At 62.0% G+C, this 17,570-nt stretch carries 10 protein-coding genes, 1 tRNA gene and 1 pseudogene; 7 read left to right on the top strand and 5 right to left on the bottom strand.

Annotated elements, in window-relative coordinates; genetic code table 11:
* Window positions 1-3: 3 nt before the first annotated feature.
* Window positions 4-783: pseudogene (locus B3M53_RS14695) on the top strand (recombinase family protein); the annotation flags it as partial.
* Between the two features lie 541 nt (window positions 784-1,324).
* Here the strand turns inward: B3M53_RS14695 and B3M53_RS09090 are convergent.
* Window positions 1,325-1,401: transfer RNA gene (locus B3M53_RS09090), tRNA-Arg, on the bottom strand.
* A gap of 197 nt (window positions 1,402-1,598) precedes the next feature.
* Between B3M53_RS09090 and B3M53_RS09085 the strand changes: the two genes are divergently transcribed.
* Window positions 1,599-2,018 carry a response regulator gene (locus B3M53_RS09085; RefSeq protein WP_286800106.1) on the top strand — a complete coding sequence of 140 codons (420 nt, stop codon included), beginning with the start codon at window positions 1,599-1,601 and terminating at the stop codon, window positions 2,016-2,018.
* A 4-nt stretch (window positions 2,019-2,022) separates the two neighbouring features.
* Here the strand turns inward: B3M53_RS09085 and B3M53_RS09080 are convergent, their stop codons facing one another.
* A complete protein-coding gene (locus B3M53_RS09080; RefSeq protein ID WP_286800104.1) occupies window positions 2,023-3,135 on the bottom strand; it encodes a THUMP domain-containing class I SAM-dependent RNA methyltransferase in 1,113 nt (370 codons plus the stop codon).
* Window positions 3,136-3,273: 138 nt separating this feature from the next.
* On the opposite strand from B3M53_RS09080, the gene B3M53_RS09075 reads away from it, so the two are divergent.
* Together B3M53_RS09075 and B3M53_RS09070 are read left to right on the top strand one after the other, a co-directional pair.
* The gene (locus tag B3M53_RS09075) at window positions 3,274-3,942 is read left to right on the top strand and encodes an HAD-IB family phosphatase (protein WP_286800101.1); all 669 of its coding nucleotides are present in this window, start codon (window positions 3,274-3,276) and stop codon (window positions 3,940-3,942) included.
* Window positions 3,943-4,003: 61 nt separating this feature from the next.
* The gene (locus B3M53_RS09070) at window positions 4,004-4,765 is read left to right on the top strand and encodes a 2OG-Fe(II) oxygenase (protein ID WP_286800100.1); all 762 of its coding nucleotides are present in this window, start codon (window positions 4,004-4,006) and stop codon (window positions 4,763-4,765) included.
* On the opposite strand, the gene polA is transcribed toward B3M53_RS09070, so the two are convergent.
* The 3 genes from polA to B3M53_RS09055 all read right to left on the bottom strand — a co-directional run bounded on the left by polA (window position 4,762) and on the right by B3M53_RS09055 (window position 9,443).
* Window positions 4,762-7,536 (bottom strand): DNA polymerase I, encoded by a 2,775-nt coding sequence (gene polA, locus B3M53_RS09065; protein ID WP_286800098.1) that lies wholly within the window; start codon window positions 7,534-7,536, stop codon window positions 4,762-4,764. The genes B3M53_RS09070 and polA overlap by 4 nt on opposite strands.
* 81 nt (window positions 7,537-7,617) lie before the next feature.
* On the bottom strand, window positions 7,618-9,144 hold the full coding sequence (locus B3M53_RS09060) for an SLC13 family permease (protein WP_286800097.1): 1,527 nt from the start codon (window positions 9,142-9,144) through the stop codon (window positions 7,618-7,620).
* Window positions 9,145-9,239: 95 nt separating this feature from the next.
* Window positions 9,240-9,443: a zinc-finger domain-containing protein gene (locus B3M53_RS09055; protein WP_022701180.1), complete on the bottom strand. Its 204-nt coding sequence runs from the start codon at window positions 9,441-9,443 to the stop codon at window positions 9,240-9,242.
* Window positions 9,444-9,616: 173 nt separating this feature from the next.
* On the opposite strand from B3M53_RS09055, the gene B3M53_RS09050 reads away from it, so the two are divergent.
* From B3M53_RS09050 to B3M53_RS09040, 3 genes are all read left to right on the top strand, one after another.
* Window positions 9,617-10,579, top strand: coding sequence for an ABC transporter ATP-binding protein (locus B3M53_RS09050; protein ID WP_022701181.1), 963 nt, complete (start codon window positions 9,617-9,619; stop codon window positions 10,577-10,579).
* A 51-nt stretch (window positions 10,580-10,630) separates the two neighbouring features.
* A complete protein-coding gene (locus B3M53_RS09045) occupies window positions 10,631-10,933 on the top strand; it encodes a hypothetical protein (protein ID WP_286800095.1) in 303 nt (100 codons plus the stop codon).
* A 178-nt stretch (window positions 10,934-11,111) separates the two neighbouring features.
* The gene (locus B3M53_RS09040; protein WP_286800094.1) at window positions 11,112-17,537 is read left to right on the top strand and encodes an Ig-like domain-containing protein; all 6,426 of its coding nucleotides are present in this window, start codon (window positions 11,112-11,114) and stop codon (window positions 17,535-17,537) included.
* Window positions 17,538-17,570: the final 33 nt, after the last annotated feature.

Below are 17,570 nucleotides of genomic sequence, written 5' to 3'. Positions count from 1 at the left end.
GAGATGCTGGACTGGCTCAAAGAACACCATGCAGAAAATCCGGTTGTCATCATCGACGATGTGTCGCGTCTCGCACGGGGGCTGGACGCGCATATTCGATTGAGAACGGCAATCGGTGGCGCGGGAGGCCGGTTGGAAAGCCCTTCGATCGAATTTGGGGAGGACTCAGATTCGGTGCTGGTGGAAAACCTTCTGGCCTCGGTGTCGCAACACCAAAGACAAAAGAACGCAGAGCAAACCACGAACCGTATGCGCGCTCGGGCCATGAACGGTTACTGGGTGTTTGCAGCGCCTAAAGGCTATCGCTTTGAACGCTCCAACGAAGGCAAGGTTTTGGTTCGCGATGAGCCTCTCGCCTCGATCGTGCAAGAAGCTCTTGAAGGCTTTGCGTCTGGCCGCTTCGGTACACAAGCGGAAGTGAAGCGCTATCTCGAAGCCCAGCCCCTTTTCCCTAAAGATTTGCCGGGCGGATTTATGCGTAATCAGCGTGTGAACGACCTACTCACTCAGCCGCTTTATGCCGGTCTGATCTCAATTCCAAAGTGGGGGATTGCGATGCGTGAAGGCCGTCACGAAGCATTGGTCTCTGTCTCGACCTTCGAGAGGATTCAAAAACGACTAGCGAATCCTGATCGTCAAATTATCCGTAAAGATATGCGGGAAGACTTTCCGCTTCGCGGGGCCGCGTTGTGCGGTGATTGCGATCACCCTCTGACGGCGGCGTGGTCCACGAGCAAGACCGGAACAAAGCATCCGTATTATCTCTGCTATAATCGTGATTGCGGGAGCCACAGAAAGTCTATCAGACGCGATGCGATCGAAGGGGAGGTCGAAGCGGCGCTCGCAAGCGTTACGCCTGCTAAGAGCCTTTTTGAGCTTGCGAGAGCGATGCTGAAAGACCTCTGGGATGGTCGTGTCGATCAAGAACAATCGCGGGCGAAAGAAGCTCAAGCGCGTATCAAGGAACTCGACAAGAAGATCGATCAACTCCTCGACCGGATCGTAGATTCAAACTCTTCACGCGTGATCGCGGCATATGAGGCGAAGATCGAAGGATTCGAAAAAGATAAGCTATTGCTTCGGGAACAGACCAATCGTGTAGGCCAAAAACCGCACACCTTCGAGGAGATGTTCGAACTCGCCTGCCAATTCCTCGCAAACCCCTATGAAATATGGACAAATGGCACTTTAGCGGTGCGCAAATTGGTGCTGAAAATGGTGTTTCCAGCAGGCATTACGTATGATCGGGAAAATGGACTTCGAACCCCAGATTTAGCCTTACCGTTCAAGGTGTTAGGCGGTCTCGATGGGGGTGATTGTAAAATGGCGCACCCATCAGGATTCGAACCTGAGACCTCTGCCTTCGGAGGGCAGCGCTCTATCCAGCTGAGCTATGGGTGCGGACCGCCGTGTGTGTAGCTTGCTATTCGCTCGAGTTCAATCTCGACAGCGCAGCGCGCAAGGCTCTTGGTTGAGCCCGTCAAGTGAATCCGATTTCCATATATTAATCAAATGTTGACTCTGGCAAAATCTCATGCACGCAATACGGGTATTGTCCTCTTTAACCCGTTCCGGGTCAGCAATCAGGGGTGATGAACATGTCTTTCACGCCTCGTATCCTGCTCGTAGAGGATGATCCGCAGGATGCGTTTCTCGTCCAGCGGCATCTGTCAGATCTGCCCTATGGGGGAGAGCTTCTGGCCGTCTCCGGCATTCAAGAAGCGCAAGCGCGCCTGGTGGAGACGGCGGACATCGCCTGTGTGATGGTGGACCTCAAGCTGGCGGACGGGTCGGGCGCGACCCTGATCGAGTGGATGCTCGATCAGGCGACGCTGAAGGACATACCGGTCATCGTATTCAGCGGGGACCGATCCCAGCATCCAGAGCTGGATACGTTTTCAAATGTGGCCTGCCTGATCCAGAAACCGTCTTCCGCCAGCGGATATGAGGCCCTGGCGCAGGCCTTGCGCCCTATCGTCTCCAGCGCACTGGCGCGGTCGGTTTACGCCGCGCAATAAGGCGCTATTTCAGCGGTCCCGTCACATAAAGCCGAATTTTCAGACCGCCATGATCAATAGGCGCGCTGGTCTGTTCAAAAGCGAGCCCGGTAGCCTTCGCCATCTTGTCATCGGTGGTGATCAGCGCCGCCCGCCAACCGCTGAAGCGCTCGCGCATCACCTCTCCGAAAGTCTTGTAGACGCTGAACACGGCGGACTTGTCGCCGATCCGCGCGCCATAGGGTGGATTGGTCACCACCCAGCCCGGCGCGCCCTCCGGGCGGGCGAGATCCTTGAGCGCGCTTTGCGCAAATTGCGTACGGTCTGAAACGTCGGCGCGCTCGGCGTTCTCCATGCTCATCCGGATCGCGCCCGGATCGCGGTCAAATCCCAGGCAAGCGATATCCGAGCGGGCATGGGGCGGCCGATTGCGCAGGGCCATGAAGGCGTCGCGATCAAAATTGGCCAAGCGCTCGAATGCAAAACTGCGGGCGCGCCCGGGCGCCAGTCCGGCCGCCAGCTGGGCCGCTTCGATCACGAACGTGCCCGACCCGCACATGGGATCAAGCAGCGGCGCGCGACCGTCATATCCCATCTCGCGCAACACCAGAGCGGCGAGGGTTTCGCGCAAGGGGGCCTTGGCCACCGCCTCCTTATAGCCGCGCTTGTGCAGCGGCTCCCCGGACGTGTCGAGGCTGAGCGTAACCTCATCATGATCAATCCGGACGCGCACGGTGATGTCCGCGTCATCGGTGATGTCGGCCAGCGCCGTGCGGGCGATGGCGTCGCTGACGCGTTCCGCGGCGGCGCCGTCATGATAGATGCGCGACTTGCGGCAGGTCGCCTCCACCTTCACCGGCGTACCGGGATGAAAGAGTGTCTGCCACGGTGTCTGCCGGGCGTGTTGCCCAAGCTGGTTCAGGTGCTGGGTCTTGAACTGGTCCACGACCGCCAGAACCCGCGTTGCGCCACGCGTTTGCAGATTGGCGCGCCAGACATCGCTCCACCCGCCCTTGATGGTGACGCCGCCCTGTCCGGGGCGGCATTTGGCGAAGCCGTTTTCCGCCAACTCGCTGGCGAGGGCGGACTCAAGGCCGGGCGGGCAGGTGAGGAAGATGTCAAAGCGTTCTTGTGTCATGATGGGGCCTTCATAGGCCATGTGGGGATGCGATGCGATGGGATTGCGCCGTGTTCATCCACCATTGTGTTGCATGAGACTATAGCCAAGGCGGGTGGGCTTGCCCTACATGCACGGCCCAGCAAGCATGAGGACCTGATGAGCCGGCTAATCGTCTTCGATGTGGATTCCACACTGTTGAAAGTCGAAAGCCTCGACTTTGCGGTCGAGCATGCTTTGTCCCAGGCGCCGGATGGGGCTGAGCGGACCGCGCGCCTGAAGGCGCTGACCGATCAGGGCATGTCGGGAAAGCTCGATTTCCGGCGCTCGCTGGAGGAGCGTCTGGCCATCGCCGGGCTGACCCGAGATGCAGTCGAGACCGCGCGTGACATCCTGCGCAGTCAGCTGACCGATGGCATGGCTGACCTGATCGAGCGGTTGCGGTCTCGCGGCAATGACGTGGCGGCGGTCTCGGGCGGGTTTCAGGACCTTGTAGAGCCGGCTTTAATCGATCTGGGTTTTGACAAGGGCGAAATGCGAGCCAATCGCTTTGTCTTTGACGGCGAGGCGGTCACCGGCTTTGACCGTCAGAATCCATTGTCCCGCTCAGGAGGCAAAGCGCCGGTCGTGGCGTCTCTCAAGACCCTGACCGGCAAGCCGCTGGCGATCATGATCGGCGACGGCATGACCGATTACGAAGCGTTCGAAAAGGGCGCGGCGGACAGCTTTATCGGGTTTGGCGGCGTGACGGCGCGCGCGCCGGTGCGGGCCAAGGCGCCGGCCTTCGCCGACAGCGTCGACGCTTTGCGAAAGATGATCCTGGGCTGAGGCCGGGCTGTCGCGATTTGTCTTGCCAAAGCGGTGCGCCGGGTTCAAAAGCGCGCACCCTTTGGCCGGAGACGCTTTCGTGGACATGGATGTCTGCCCGCAGCCGTTCTTTTCTGACAATCTGACCGCATCCCTGATCGCGGATCTGGAAGCGCGTGGCTGGGCCCATGCGCCCGGCGCGCTTGATCCGGAACTGGTCGCGGCCTTGCGAACTGAAGCCGAAGAATTGGAACAGGCCGGCGAAACCCATATGGGCCGGGTCGGGCGGGCGCAGAACGAGACCCGCGCGCTGTCCATTCGCAAGACCCGCATCGCCTGGCTCGATGGCGCCAGCCCGGCCCAGCAGCGCTTCATGGCCGGGGCGGACGCCCTGCGTGTCGCGATGAACCGCCGCCTGTTTCTGGGCCTGTTCGAGTTCGAGGCGCATTTCGCAGTCTATCCGCCCGGCGGCTTCTACGCCCGTCACATGGACGCCTTCACCTTACCGAGCGCCAGCGCGGGCAAGCTGTCCGGGCGGCGCGCCGAGCGCAGTCGCGTCGTTTCTTTGGTGGCGTATCTCAACTCCGACTGGTCGGACGCTGATGGTGGTCAGCTCGCTTTGTGGGAGAGCGCGCCGCTGGACGCATACGGACGACCGGATATGAGCCAGCTGGATGACGTTCCGCCCGTGGCGGAGCTTCAGCCTGAAGGCGGCGGTCTGGTGCTGATGCTGTCAGAAGCCATCCCGCACGAGGTGCGCCTGTCCCACGCGACCCGCTACGCCATTCCGGGCTGGTTCCGCGTGAACGCCAGCGTGGGCGGCGCCCTCGATCCGCTGCGCTAGTGCGCCTGGCCCCAGGTGCTGGCGGCCTTGGCTTCGACCTCGAGCGGCACGGATAGGGATTGCGCGGGCGCGGCGGCGCCCATCATCACCTCGGTGACCAGCTTGATCACCTGATCCGCTTCGCTCTCTGGCGCTTCAAACACCAGTTCATCATGCACTTGCAGCAGCATGCGGGTTTTCAGGCCCGCATTGGCCAGCGCATCGGGCATGCGCACCATGGCGCGGCGGATGATATCGGCGGCGGCGCCCTGAATGGGCGCGTTGATCGCCTGACGTTCCGTAAACTGACGGACGGACGGGTTCTTGTCCCTGATGCCGGGCAGATGGATGCGGCGGCCAAAGATGGTGGAGACGCAGCCCTTGGCTTTCGCCTCTTCCTTCATGGCGTCCATATAGGCCTTGATGCCGGGGAATTTCTTGAAATAGCTATCGATATAGGCTTTCGCCTCATCGCGCCCGATGCCGAGATTGTTGGCGAGGCCAAAGGCGGAAATGCCGTAGATGATCCCGAAATTGATCGCCTTGGCGTTGCGGCGCGTGGTCGGGTCCATGTCTTCGAGCGGCACGCCGAACATTTCCGACGCCGTCAGGGCGTGAATGTCCTGGCCCTCGCGGAAGGCCTGCTTCAGCGCTTCCACATCGGCGATATGGGCGAGAAGCCGCAATTCGATCTGGGAATAGTCCGCCGCGACGATCACATGGCCGGGCTCGGCGGTGAAGGCTTCACGGATCTTGCGACCTTCTTCGGTCCGTATAGGGATGTTCTGAAGGTTCGGCTCCGAGCTCGACAGACGTCCCGTGGTGGTCGCGGCCAGCGAGAAGCCGGTGTGAACCCGGCCTGTATTGGGATTGATCGCCTCTTTGAGGGCGTCTGAATAAGTGGATTTGAGCTTTGAAAATTGCCGCCAGGTCAGAAGCGCCTTGGGCAGGTCATGGCCTTGCTCTGCCAGCTCATCGAGCACGGCGGCGTCCGTCGACCAGGCGCCGGATTTGGTTTTCTTGCCGCCGGGCAGGCCCATTTCTCCAAACAGGATTTCGCCGATCTGCTTGGGGCTGCCCAGATTGAATTTGTGGCCCGCCAGACCGTGTGCCGTCTCTTCGGCCTCGGCCATTTTCTGTGCGAAGTCCGATGACAGGCGAGACAACTGGGCCACGTCCACTTTCACGCCCGCCAGTTCCATATCGGTCAGAACCTGCGGCAATGGACGTTCAAGCGTTTCATAGACGGTGGACAGGCCCTTGCCCGCGAGCCCGGCCTTGAGCAGCTCCCACAGGCGCAGCGTCACGTCTGCATCCTCGGCGGCATATTCGGTGGCGGTCTTGAGATCAATTTCAGAGAAGCGTTTCTGGGATTTGCCAGACCCGCACACCTCTTTGAACGAGATGCATTTATGGCCGAGATAGCGCTCTGACAGCTCGTCCATGCCGTGATTATGAAGGCCCGCCGCCTGCACATAACTGATCAGCATGGTGTCGTCATAGGGCGCCACACGCACGCCATAGCGCTGGAATACCGCCAGATCATATTTGAAATTCTGACCAACCTTCAGGATGGCGTCGTTCTCCAGGATCGCCTTGAGCCGCCCAAGCGCCTCGCCCTCATCGATCTGCTCGGGCTTGCCGCCGCCATCCGCCAGATCGCCGCCTTCATGGCCGAGCGGGATGTAGCACGCTTCACCCGGGGCGGTGGCGAGCGACACGCCCACCAGGCGCGACGCGACAGCGGAGAGCGCGTCGGTCTCCACATCGACAGCGATGACGCGGGCGGCCTTGGATTTATCGATCCAGCGCTCCAGCGCCTCGACGGTCTGGACGGTTTCGTATTTGGAACGATCGATGGGCGCAGTGGCGTCGCCGGTTTCATCAGCGACCGGGCCGCCCAGCCCTTCCTCGACCCGGCGGGTCAGGGTGCGGAACTCCATGGATTTCAGAAAGTCGACGAGCTTCTCCGCATCCGGGTCTGCGGCCCCGAACACGTCCAACTCTTCCGTAATCGGAACGTTAGGCTCCAAGGTGACGAGTTTCAGCGAAATGCGGGCGTCATCGGCATGCTCGATCAGTTTTTCGCGGCGCTTGGGCTGTTTGATCTCTTCGGCGCGCGCGAGCAGCGATTCCAGATCGCCATACTCATTGATCAGCTGAGCGGCGGTCTTGATGCCGATGCCGGGAACGCCGGGCACATTGTCGACGCTGTCCCCCGCCAGCGATTGCACGTCGATGACGCGGTTCGGCGCGACGCCGAACTTCTCGACCACCTCGTCATGGCCGATGCGCTTGGACTTCATCGGATCGAGCATGGTCACCTGGTCATTGACCAGTTGCATCAGATCCTTGTCAGAGCTGGCCACGGTGACGCGCGCGCCCTTCTCGGCGGCGAGCCGGGCATAGGTCGCGATCAGATCGTCGGCCTCAAACCCTTCCATCTCGATGCAGGGCAGCTCGAACGCCTGGGTGGCTTCGCGGATCAGCTTGAACTGCGGCACCAGGTCTTCGGGCGGCTCCGGCCGGTTCGCCTTGTACTGGTCGTAAAGCTCGTTGCGGAAGGTCTTTGATGAATGGTCGAATATCACTGCGAGGTGCGTCGGTTGGTCCTCGCCCTTCAGATCTTCCAGCAGCTTCCACAGCATGTTGCAGAAGCCCTGAACCGCGCCTACGGGCGTGCCGTCTGACCGGGTCAGCGGCGGCAGGGCGTGATAGGCGCGGAAGATATAACCCGACCCGTCCACCAGATAGACATGGCTGGATGAATCAACAGGACGAGTAACGGCCATGACTAGCGCTCCGGCGGCAATTGGGCGAGGGAGCGCCACCCTATGCGGCGTCGCGAGAGGGGGCAATCAGAAGCCCCACCCCTAACCCGGAAACGCCACCCCACTAATCAGGCTGCTCACCAGCGCAATCAGTGGCGCGGCGACCAGGTTGATGCGGAAGCCGGCCTTGATCATCTGGGTCATGCTGGCGGCGCCCGAGGCGTAGACGATGGCGTTGGGCGCTGTGGCGACCGGCAGCATGAAGGCGCAGCTGGCCGACAGGGCCACCGGCACGATCAGATGTTCCGGCGGCACGCCGGCGGAGACGGCGACCGCGCCCAGCACCGGCAGGAAGCCCGATACGGTGGCGACGTTGGAGGTCAGCTCGGTCAGGAACACCACGATGAAGGCGAGGATCAGCACGGTCAGCGGCAGGGGCAGGGTGGAGACCCAGTTCAGATGCCCGCCGATCCAGCCGGCGAGTCCGGTCGCCTGAATGGCCGCGGCCAGCGACAACCCGCCGCCGAACAGCAAGATCACTTCCCAGGGAATGCGCTTGGCGGTCTCCCAATCCATCAGCGCCTGACCTTGGCCGACCTTGCCGCCCGCCGGGATCAGGAACATGGCGAGGGCGCCCGCCATGGCGATCTGCGCATTGCCGAGGCTGAGGACGATGGGCAGCTCAAGCTGGGCGCTGATCCAGGCCAGAAGCGGGTTCCAGCCAAAGGTGAGGTCGGGCTGGCCGATCAGGAAGCCGGGCAGGGTCCGGCCCATCCACAACAGCGCGACCGTGCCGAACGCCAACGCCACGCGAAACTCGGGCGTGGTCATGGACCCGAGTTCGGCCTTGTGCGCCAAGATGATCTCGCGGCCCGCCTCGTTGGGGGCGTGGCCATCCACCTTGAACACCCATTTGGTCAGGATCAGCCACATGGTGGGGATGATCAGCGCGGCGGCGGGTAAGCCGATCATCATCCATTGGGGAAAGCTGATCACCGCGCCGTATTCGCGCTGCATGAAGCCCATGGCGATCAGATTTGTCGGCGTGCCCACCGGCGTGGCGATGCCGCCCACAGACGCCGAATAGGCGACGGCCAGCGCCAGGGCCGGCGCAAACTGACTTGCGTCCACGCCTTCGTCTTTCAGCGCATCGGCGACTTTCAACGCGATGGGGATCATCATCAGAGTGGTCGCGGTGTTGGAGATCCACATGGAGAGCACCGCGGTCGCGGTCATGAAGCCCAGCATCATCAAGGCTGGGCGCGAGCCGAAGGCGGCCACGATATTGAGCGCGATCCGGGTGTGCAGATTCCACCGCTCGATCGCGAGCGCCACGATGAAGCCGCCCAGAAGCAGCATGACGATGGGATCGGCATAGGGCGCGGAGGCGGCCCGCATGCTGAGGATGCCGACCACAGGGAACACGGCGAGCGGGACGAGCGCGGTGGCGGCGATGGGAATGGCTTCGGTCGCCCACCAGCACGCCATCATCAAGGCGAGGGAGGCCAGCAGCCAGGCGGAGCGGTCCAGGGTTTCCGGCACGGGCAGGAATTGCAGCCCGACCGCGAGCACCAATCCCGTGATCAATCCGATGCGCTGACGCATCGCCGACGCATTCGGCTGGCTCATCATGCTCCCCCGTCTGTTGTTTCAAACAGGTATAGGGACAGCGTTTCCGGGATCAATCGAAACCGGAATAATTCAATGACATTTGCCGGTGAGGCTTACGCCTTGGGGTCGGATTTCGAGCCGCGCAGCACGAAGCGGCGGTCGCAATAGCCGCATTCGACGAAGTCGTCTTCACCCATATCATACCAGACGCGGGGATGGCCCAGCGCGCCGCCGCCGCCATCGCACATGACGCGTTTCTGGTCGACCACGATCACTTCGGGGGCGGGCAGGGAGGAGGCGTTGGCGGTGTCGGTCATGATGTGCTCTGCCGGTCTGAGAGGGGTCCGGTGAAAGAAGATGGACAGCGACGCGGCGTGGACGAGGCCCGCGCACGCCGCTAGGGTCCGCTCCGTCTTAAGGCGCGCGGCGTGCAGGCGTCAATTGCGCACGCGCGGCCCGCCCTCTTCGCTTGCAGATCATGAGCCCGTCCATGTCCGAGAGCCAACCCGAATTCGCCCTTGAAGCCTATGGCCTGAAAAAGACCTATCCCGGCGGCAAGGGGTCGCCCGCCAAGGAGGCGCTCAAGGGTGTGGACCTGCAGATTCCGCGTGGCTCGATCTTCGGGCTGCTGGGGCCGAACGGGGCGGGGAAATCCACCTTCATCAATATCTTCGCAGGCCTTGTGACCAAATCCGCCGGCACGGCGAAGATCTGGGGCGTGGATATCGACAAGGATCCGCGCCGCGCCCGCGCCGCCATCGGCGTGGTGCCGCAAGAGCTGAATATGGACGTGTTCTTCACGCCGTCCGAGACGCTGGAATTGATGGCGGGCTTTTACGGCGTGCCCAAAGCCGAGCGCCGCACGCAGGAGATTCTCACCGCGCTGGGGCTGGACGACAAGCGCGACGCCTATGTGCGCCAGCTGTCAGGCGGGATGAAGCGCCGTCTGCTGGTGGGCAAGGCGCTGGTGCACAATCCGCCGGTTCTGGTGCTCGACGAACCCACCGCCGGGGTGGATATCGAGCTGCGCCGCCAGCTCTGGGAATATGTGCTCGAGCTGAACAAGCAGGGCGTCACCATCGTTCTGACCACGCACTATCTCGAAGAGGCGCAGGAGTTGTGCGACCAGATCGCCATCGTCAATCACGGTGAAGTGGTGGCCTGCGAGCCCAAGGCGGACCTGCTCAAGCGTCTGGATTCCAAAACCCTGGTGATCGAACCGGTGGAGCCGCTGGCTGCAATTCCGGCCGGGTTCGAGGCGCAGGACGCGATTATCCGCCCTGACGGCTCGCTCGCCATCACTTACAAGTTCGGCGAAGCGTCTGTGGCCGACATGATCGAGACCTATCGCGCCTCGGGCGCGCGGATCGCCGATTTGCGCACTGAAGAGCCGGACCTTGAAGACGTCTTCCTGGCGCTGACCTATCAGGCGGATGAGGCGAAAACCGCCTGAGCGTCATAAAAACCGGAAGCCTTGCGGCGTTAACCGCGTTATCGTGAACCCATGAAGCGGTTTTTCACACGACTCCTGGCGCTGGTCCTGTCTGGCGCGATCTTGATCGTTCTGCTGGCGGTGCTCTTGCAGATCGAACCGGTCGGTCTGGGCGGCTGGATCGTCTTTGCGGTTCTCGCTGCGGGGGCCGTGCTCGTTCCTGTGGTGCTTTACCGGTTCCTGATGCGCCAGTCACGACCGGGGCAAGACGTACAGGACGCTGCGGGTGCGGGTGTCGCGGTCGGCATGGGGCTCGAGCAACAGCGCCAGCGTCGCGATGACAGCGATGACGATATCGATCTAGGCGTAGACTAGAATTTTGGCCGTCCGGCGCGATCGCCTGACGGACATGCACACCCACCCCATCATCACTCACTGTAAAAAAATCCCCTCTCGGGGGATTTTTTGTCGTCGCGCTCTCCTGTAGTGTAGGGCTTTGTTAACTCAGCCAGGATCAGGTTGAATGGCGTCGCCAGCACGCTCCGGGGGGAATATGTTTAATTTCATCAAGGCCTTAACGCGCAGCGTCGTGCTCGCTGCGTTCTCGGCGGCGTGCGTGGCGATGGCTCAGGCGCAGGATCTGGGTTCGCCTACGACCGTGACGTTCAGCTTTGGCTCGACTGGGGCAATCGCAAATCCGTACTCAGAGAGTAGCTTCAGTTTCACCTATAGCGGGGGGACTTTCGCGAGTGACAGCAGCGGAGGCGAAGGCGGCACCTCGGGAATTTTCGGATTTGACGACACCCCGAATGAAACTCTGAGAATCGACTATTCCGGCGATAATTTCGACTTCAATTCCTTCTGGTATGACAATCAGGGGGCCGCGACGAACATCACCGTCACCGGCCATAACAGTTCAGGCACAGAAGTCGCCCGGGACACCTTCAACAGTTATACCGGCGCCAGCACGCTGACGATGACGGATTCGGGCTTCAACTCCGTCGACCATGTCATCATTCAGGCGAGCGCCGGGTTTAATTCCGGCGTGCTGGACACCTTCGCCTTTGGTGTTCCGGTGGCGCCGGACACCACGCCGCCCGCCGTGCAATCAATCACCGTGTCCGGCTCTCCCGCAGCAGGGGCGACGAGCGTGACGTTCTCTGTCGATTTCGACGAGACGGCCAACAATGTCAGCACCGATGACTTCACCCTGACGACGGTGTCGGGCTCCGCCACCGGATCCATCACCAGCGTCTCCGCCTCCAGCGGTGATCCGATCAGCGTCACCGTCAACAGTATTTCCGGGACGGGCGTGATCCGGCTGGACCTCAACGGCGGCACCAATATCGCTGACGCGTCCGCCAATTCCGGGCCTTCCGCCTTCACCTCCGGCTCGACGCATACAGTGGACCGCGACGCCCCCAGCGCCCCCTCCACCCCGGACATGACGGCGGGGACGGATACGGGAACCAGCAATACGGACAATCTGACCAGCGATACGACGCCGACCTTCACAGGCACGTCAGAGGCGAACGCGACCATCACCGTCAGCTCGTCAGCCAGCGGCTCGCTGGGCACAACGGCTGCGAATGGAGCGGGTAACTGGAGTTTCACGCCCGGCGGCGCTTTGTCAGCCGGCGCTCAGACGATCACCGCGACCGCAACTGACGCGGCGGGGAATGTGTCGTCCGCGTCTTCGGGACTCTCCATCACCATCGATGCCGCGGCTCCGTCCGCGCCTTCGACGCCGGACATGAGCGCCGCCTCGGATCTCGGCGCGAGCGACACTGACAATCTCACATCCGACACCACGCCGACCTTCACGGGAGCTTCGGAAGCCAATGCGACAGTGACGGTGAGCTCGTCCGCTGACGGGACTCTGGGCGTGACCACAAGTGACGGCTCCGGCAACTGGACATTTACCTCCGGGGCTCTGTCTTCGGGGTCGCACACGATCACCGCTACAGCGACAGATGCGTCCGGCAATGTTTCGTCCGCCTCCAGCGGTCTGGCCATCTCAATTGACGTCGCCGCGCCGACGGTCACGTCCATCGTGCGGCAAACTCCGGCGGGTCAAAACACCAACGCCGACAGTGTCGTATTCCGGGTGACGTTCGCCGAAGCCGTGACCGCTGTCGGGGCGGCGGACTTCAGTGTCAGCGGACCCAGCGGCGCTTCCATCGGCGTGAGTGCGGCTTCCGCGCTCATTTATGACGTCACGATTTCCGGCGGCGACATGGCGAGCCTGAACGCAACCGTGGATCTTGGTTTCGCAGGCGGCCAGGACATCACCGATACGGCGGGCAATGCGCTCAGCAACACCACGCCGGGATCGGAAGAAACCTACACGCTCGATAACACCGCGCCTTCCGGCTATTCGGTGACGCTTGATCAGGATCCGGTGAATTCTGGCAATCAGGGGGCGGCGTCGTTCACTTTTGCGAGTGCGGAAGTGGGCGCTGGGTACAGCTACACCATCACTTCGTCCGGCGGGGCGGGCTCGGTCTCTAATACAGGCACGATCAGCACCGCGACGGATCAGATCACCGGCATTGACGTATCCGGTTTGCCCGACGGCACGCTGACCCTGTCCGTCACGCTGACCGATCCGGCGGGTAACGCCGGCAGCGCCGCCACCGACACCACGACCAAGGAAGCGCAGGCGCCGCAGGTCAATTCGATTACGCTGGTCGGGTCTCCCGCCGGCAATGCGACCAGCGTGACATTCACCGTCGCCTTTACGGAAGCCGCCTCCAATATCACGACTGACGACTTCTCGCTGACCACGACAGGGTCGGCGGCAGGTACGCTCGCGTCGGTTTCTTCATCCAGCGGGACCAGCGTCACCGTCACGGTGAATTCAATTTCCGGCGCCGGCACGATCCGCCTGGATCTGGATGCGGCGACCGATATTCAGGATGCGTCCGGCAATTCGGGGCCGAACGCCTACACGTCCGGATCGGTTCACACCGTGGATAGTGTCGCCCCCGCCGCGTTCGGCATCGCGTGGCAGGACGCGTTGATCACCGCTACAAATCAGGCAGCCACAGATATCCGCTTCGCGACGGCGGAGGTGGGGACCACCTATGCCTACACGGTGACGGATGGCGCTGCCGCGACGGTGACGGGTACTGCGGCCATCACGACCGCTACTCAGGATGTGACGATTGACGTGTCCGGGCTTGCAAATGGCACCCTGACTCTGACCGCCACGCTGACGGATGCCGGGGGTAACGTCACCAACCAGACCGCCGCCGCAACTGTGACCAAATCGGCCACGCCGCCCGCATTCTCCATGGCGTTCTCACCCACGACGTCGCTTGTGGGGCAGGCGTCAACGCTCACCTACACGATTGATAATAGTGCTGGTTTGGTTTCTGCATCGTCTTTGGCGTTTTCCCATTCGCTGTCAGCGGGGCTGGCTATATCCACGCCCCCCAACGCCAGCACCACATGTACAGGGGGCAGTGTGACCGCTGTGGCTGGCGCAGGAACCGTCAGTTATTCGGGCGGATCTGTGAATACAGGCGCCAGCTGCACCGTGCAGGTGGATGTCAGTTCAGCGAGCGTGAACACGTATTCGAACACAACCGGAGCTCTGACCTCCAATCTGGGAAATTCCGGTACGGCGTCCGCCAGCTTGACGGTTTCCCAGCCTGTGCTGAGCGTCAGCGATGCAAGCGTTGTTGAAGGCAATACAGGCACATCAAACCTGAACTTCACCGTCACTTTGGCGCCGGCTTCGCCTCAGACCATCACCGTGGATTATGCGACGTCTGATGGCACGGCGCTCAGCGCCAGTGACTACACGGCGGCGACAGGAACGCTGACTTTTGCGCCTTCCGAGACCACCAAAACGGTTACTGTCACGGTTGCTGGCGATGCGGTGATCGAGCCGAACGAGACTTTGGTGCTCACCTTGTCCAATCCAGGCAATGCGACTTTGGGCGACGCTACGGCAACAGGTACGATCACAACCGATGACGTGGCTGAGACAGATACGACCGCGCCGCTCATCGCCTCCATAAATCGCGGTTCACCTCTGGAGGCGCGAACAAACGCAGGCAACCTGAGCTGGTCTGTGGAGTTCAGTGAATCGGTCGTTGGCGTTGGTGTTGATGATTTCGTCATAACAGGACCGGCTTTGGCGCCCCTGACGGTGAGCGGGTCCGGCTCGGCCTATCAGGTGACCGCATCGGGCGGAGACCTGGCGCAGTACAACGGGGCTGTCGCGCTTCAGCTGAGTGACGGCGCCATCATCCGAGACAGTGCGGGGAACGCCCTCGCCAATCGCACTCCTGCAAACTCTGAAAGCTACCTTCTGGATAACGCAGGGCCAGTCGCGACGCTGGCCGCTGATGTCACCGAAGTGTTCGAACCGTTCACAGTATCCATCACGTTTGATGAGGCGGTGAGCGGGTTCGAGGTGTCGGATCTGGTGATCGTGAACGCGACGAGCGGACCTCTTGTGACACGCTCTGAAACGGAGTTCTCTCTCCAGATCACGCCGCCGGTCTCTGGGTCGCTGAGCATCAGCCTGCCAGCCGACAGGGTGACCGATGACCTTGGCAACGCGAATTTGGCGTCTGATGCTTTATCTCTGGACGTGGATGAAAGCGCGCCTGTCCTGACCAGCATCATGGCCGAGACAGGTCTTGTGACCAATGCCGATACGGTGCGATGGAGCGTTGAGTTCAACGAGGCCGTAACAGGTGTCGATGCTTCCAGCTTTGAAGTGTCCGGCGTTGCGGGCGCAGTAATCTCCGTCTCCGGATCCGGCGCGACTTACCAGGTGGCCGCTTCTGGCAGCGCACTCGCGGATCTGGATGGCGACGTTCAGTTGGCCGTCTCGGCGCAAACGACGATTGAGGATTTGTCCGGGATCGCGTTTGAGGGCGAGGGTCCGACAGGCGTGGACGAATCTTCGGTTAGACTGGACAACACGGCGCCGGTCGCTCAGCTGACGACGGACTCTCCCGAAGTGACCGGGCCCTTTGATCTGGCCCTGGCGTTTAACGAGGCGGTCTCAACACCGGATCTCAGCGCTTTGAGCATCGAGAATGGCGCCGCGTCGACTCTGACGCAGGTGAGCGCCCGAACCTATACGGTGCGCATTGCGCCAGAGACCTATGGTGAAGTTGCAATTTCACTGGCGGCGGGCGCCGTTGTCGATGAAGCGGGCAATGCGAGCGCGGCCTCAGATCTGAGCCTTCAAGCGGTGGCGGAGGATGTCGAGGTCGAGGTTGAAGTTGATATCGATCAGAATGACCCGGTGGGCGTCGCGGCGACCGCCAGGGTCACCAATCCAGGCACCGAGCTGGTTCGGTTCCGCGCCAGCGTTGATGTGGATTGGCTGACCGTGACACCTCTGGAAGGGGTTATTCCGGCGCAGTCTGACATTGATTTCTCGGTCGCGGTGAATGACCTGGCGGCGGCGCTCAATGCGGGCTCGTATACCGGGACTGTAACCATTGTGCGCGAAGCGATCGACGGTTCGGCGTCAACGGCGTCTGCGGGCGCATCCGGACCCCGGGCGTTCGAAGAGATTGTGCTGGCGCGCTTCCCGATCACTCTGGTGCTGACGACCCGCAAAGGCGCCGTGCAGCTGCTCACGACGACTCCGGCGGGCGTTTCGGGCGATGCTGATTTTGTCTATGCCTCAAGCGTTTCCGCGTTCGACGGCTTGCAGCTCTCGACGGTGAACGGGCAGGCGCAGAGTGCGTCAGTCGAGCTCGATGAGGGCGTATACGAGGTCCGCCAGAGCGCTCCGGCCGGCTGGCGTCTGGAAGCGGTCAGCTGTGCCGGCGATCTGGATGGCGGTTCCACCGCGGATCTGACAAACGGTGTGCTGCGGCTTGATCTTGATCCGGGTGAAACCCTCGTCTGCACGTTTGAAAACGCGCGTGACGAGGATGTGGTCCGGCTCGCCACCCAGCGCGCCATTCGCAACTTCATGCTGCGACGGGCCGACCGCATCATTGATGCCGCGCCCGATCTGTCGACCCGTCTGGGCGCGCGAGATGAAACCGGAGCAGGGCTCTATTCCGCGGATATGGATCGCGGGCGGTATAATATGAGCCTGACGGCGTCGCTCGCAGGGGCGCGCAACCAGGCCAAGGCCCGTCATGCAGATGCACCGGGCATGCCTTCGCATATGCGTGACGAGGGACGGCTTGATGTGTGGCTGTCGGCGGAGATTTCAGGCGTCACCGATAATCGCGCCGGGGATCGCGCTGAGAGTGATTTCGGCGTGGCGCAGCTCGGCGCGGACTGGGCTCTGTCCGACGATCTGCTGATTGGCGGCATGGTCCAGTTTGATTGGATGGATGAGACCGCGCGGGAGGTCTTTGAAGAGGCGGGCGCCATAGCCGGCGCGCGCGTTGACGGCGAAGGCTGGATGGCCGGGCCCTATATGGTCTGGAGACTGGCTGACCGGGTGATTTTTGATGGCCTGGCGATGTATGGAACAAGCTCAAACACCGTCAATCCGCTGGGGCTTTACGAAGACGAGTTCGAGACGGATCGCTGGATGGTGCGCGCCAATCTGACCGGCGAGTACGCGCGTGGTCCCTGGATGCTGCGGCCGCAGGCCACGCTCACTCACTTTGAAGAAACCCAGGATGCGTATGCCGACAGTCTGGGGATTTCTATCCCTGGCCAAAGCGTCGAGCTGGGGCGCCTGTCTGCCGGGCCTGAATTGATCTGGCGGCATGAGCGCAGCAATGGCGCCCGTTGGGAGCTGAGTTCGCGCGTCAGGGCGGTCTGGGATTACCAGCCGGCGGATCTGCTGACGGAAAGCGGGTTGTTCGCCGATGATGAGTCAGAGTTCCGCGCCGATGGCGAGCTCGGCGTCTCCGCTATTTTGACCAATGGGGCCATTGTGCAGGTCTCGGTCGGTTTGTCAGGTATCGGACAATCTGATTTTGAGGCGAACTCGGCCCGCTTCAATGTGCGCTTCCCGCTCAGCCTGGGACAGTGATGATCGCCGTGCGGCAAGGGCGGGCGCGGCGCC

The sequence above is a fragment of the Oceanicaulis sp. UBA2681 genome (assembly GCF_002354675.1).
Classification (GTDB): Bacteria; Pseudomonadota; Alphaproteobacteria; order Caulobacterales; family Maricaulaceae; genus Oceanicaulis; species Oceanicaulis alexandrii.
The sequence above is the reverse complement of the archived record's forward strand: the minus strand, read 5'-3'. Positions and strand labels throughout refer to the sequence as shown.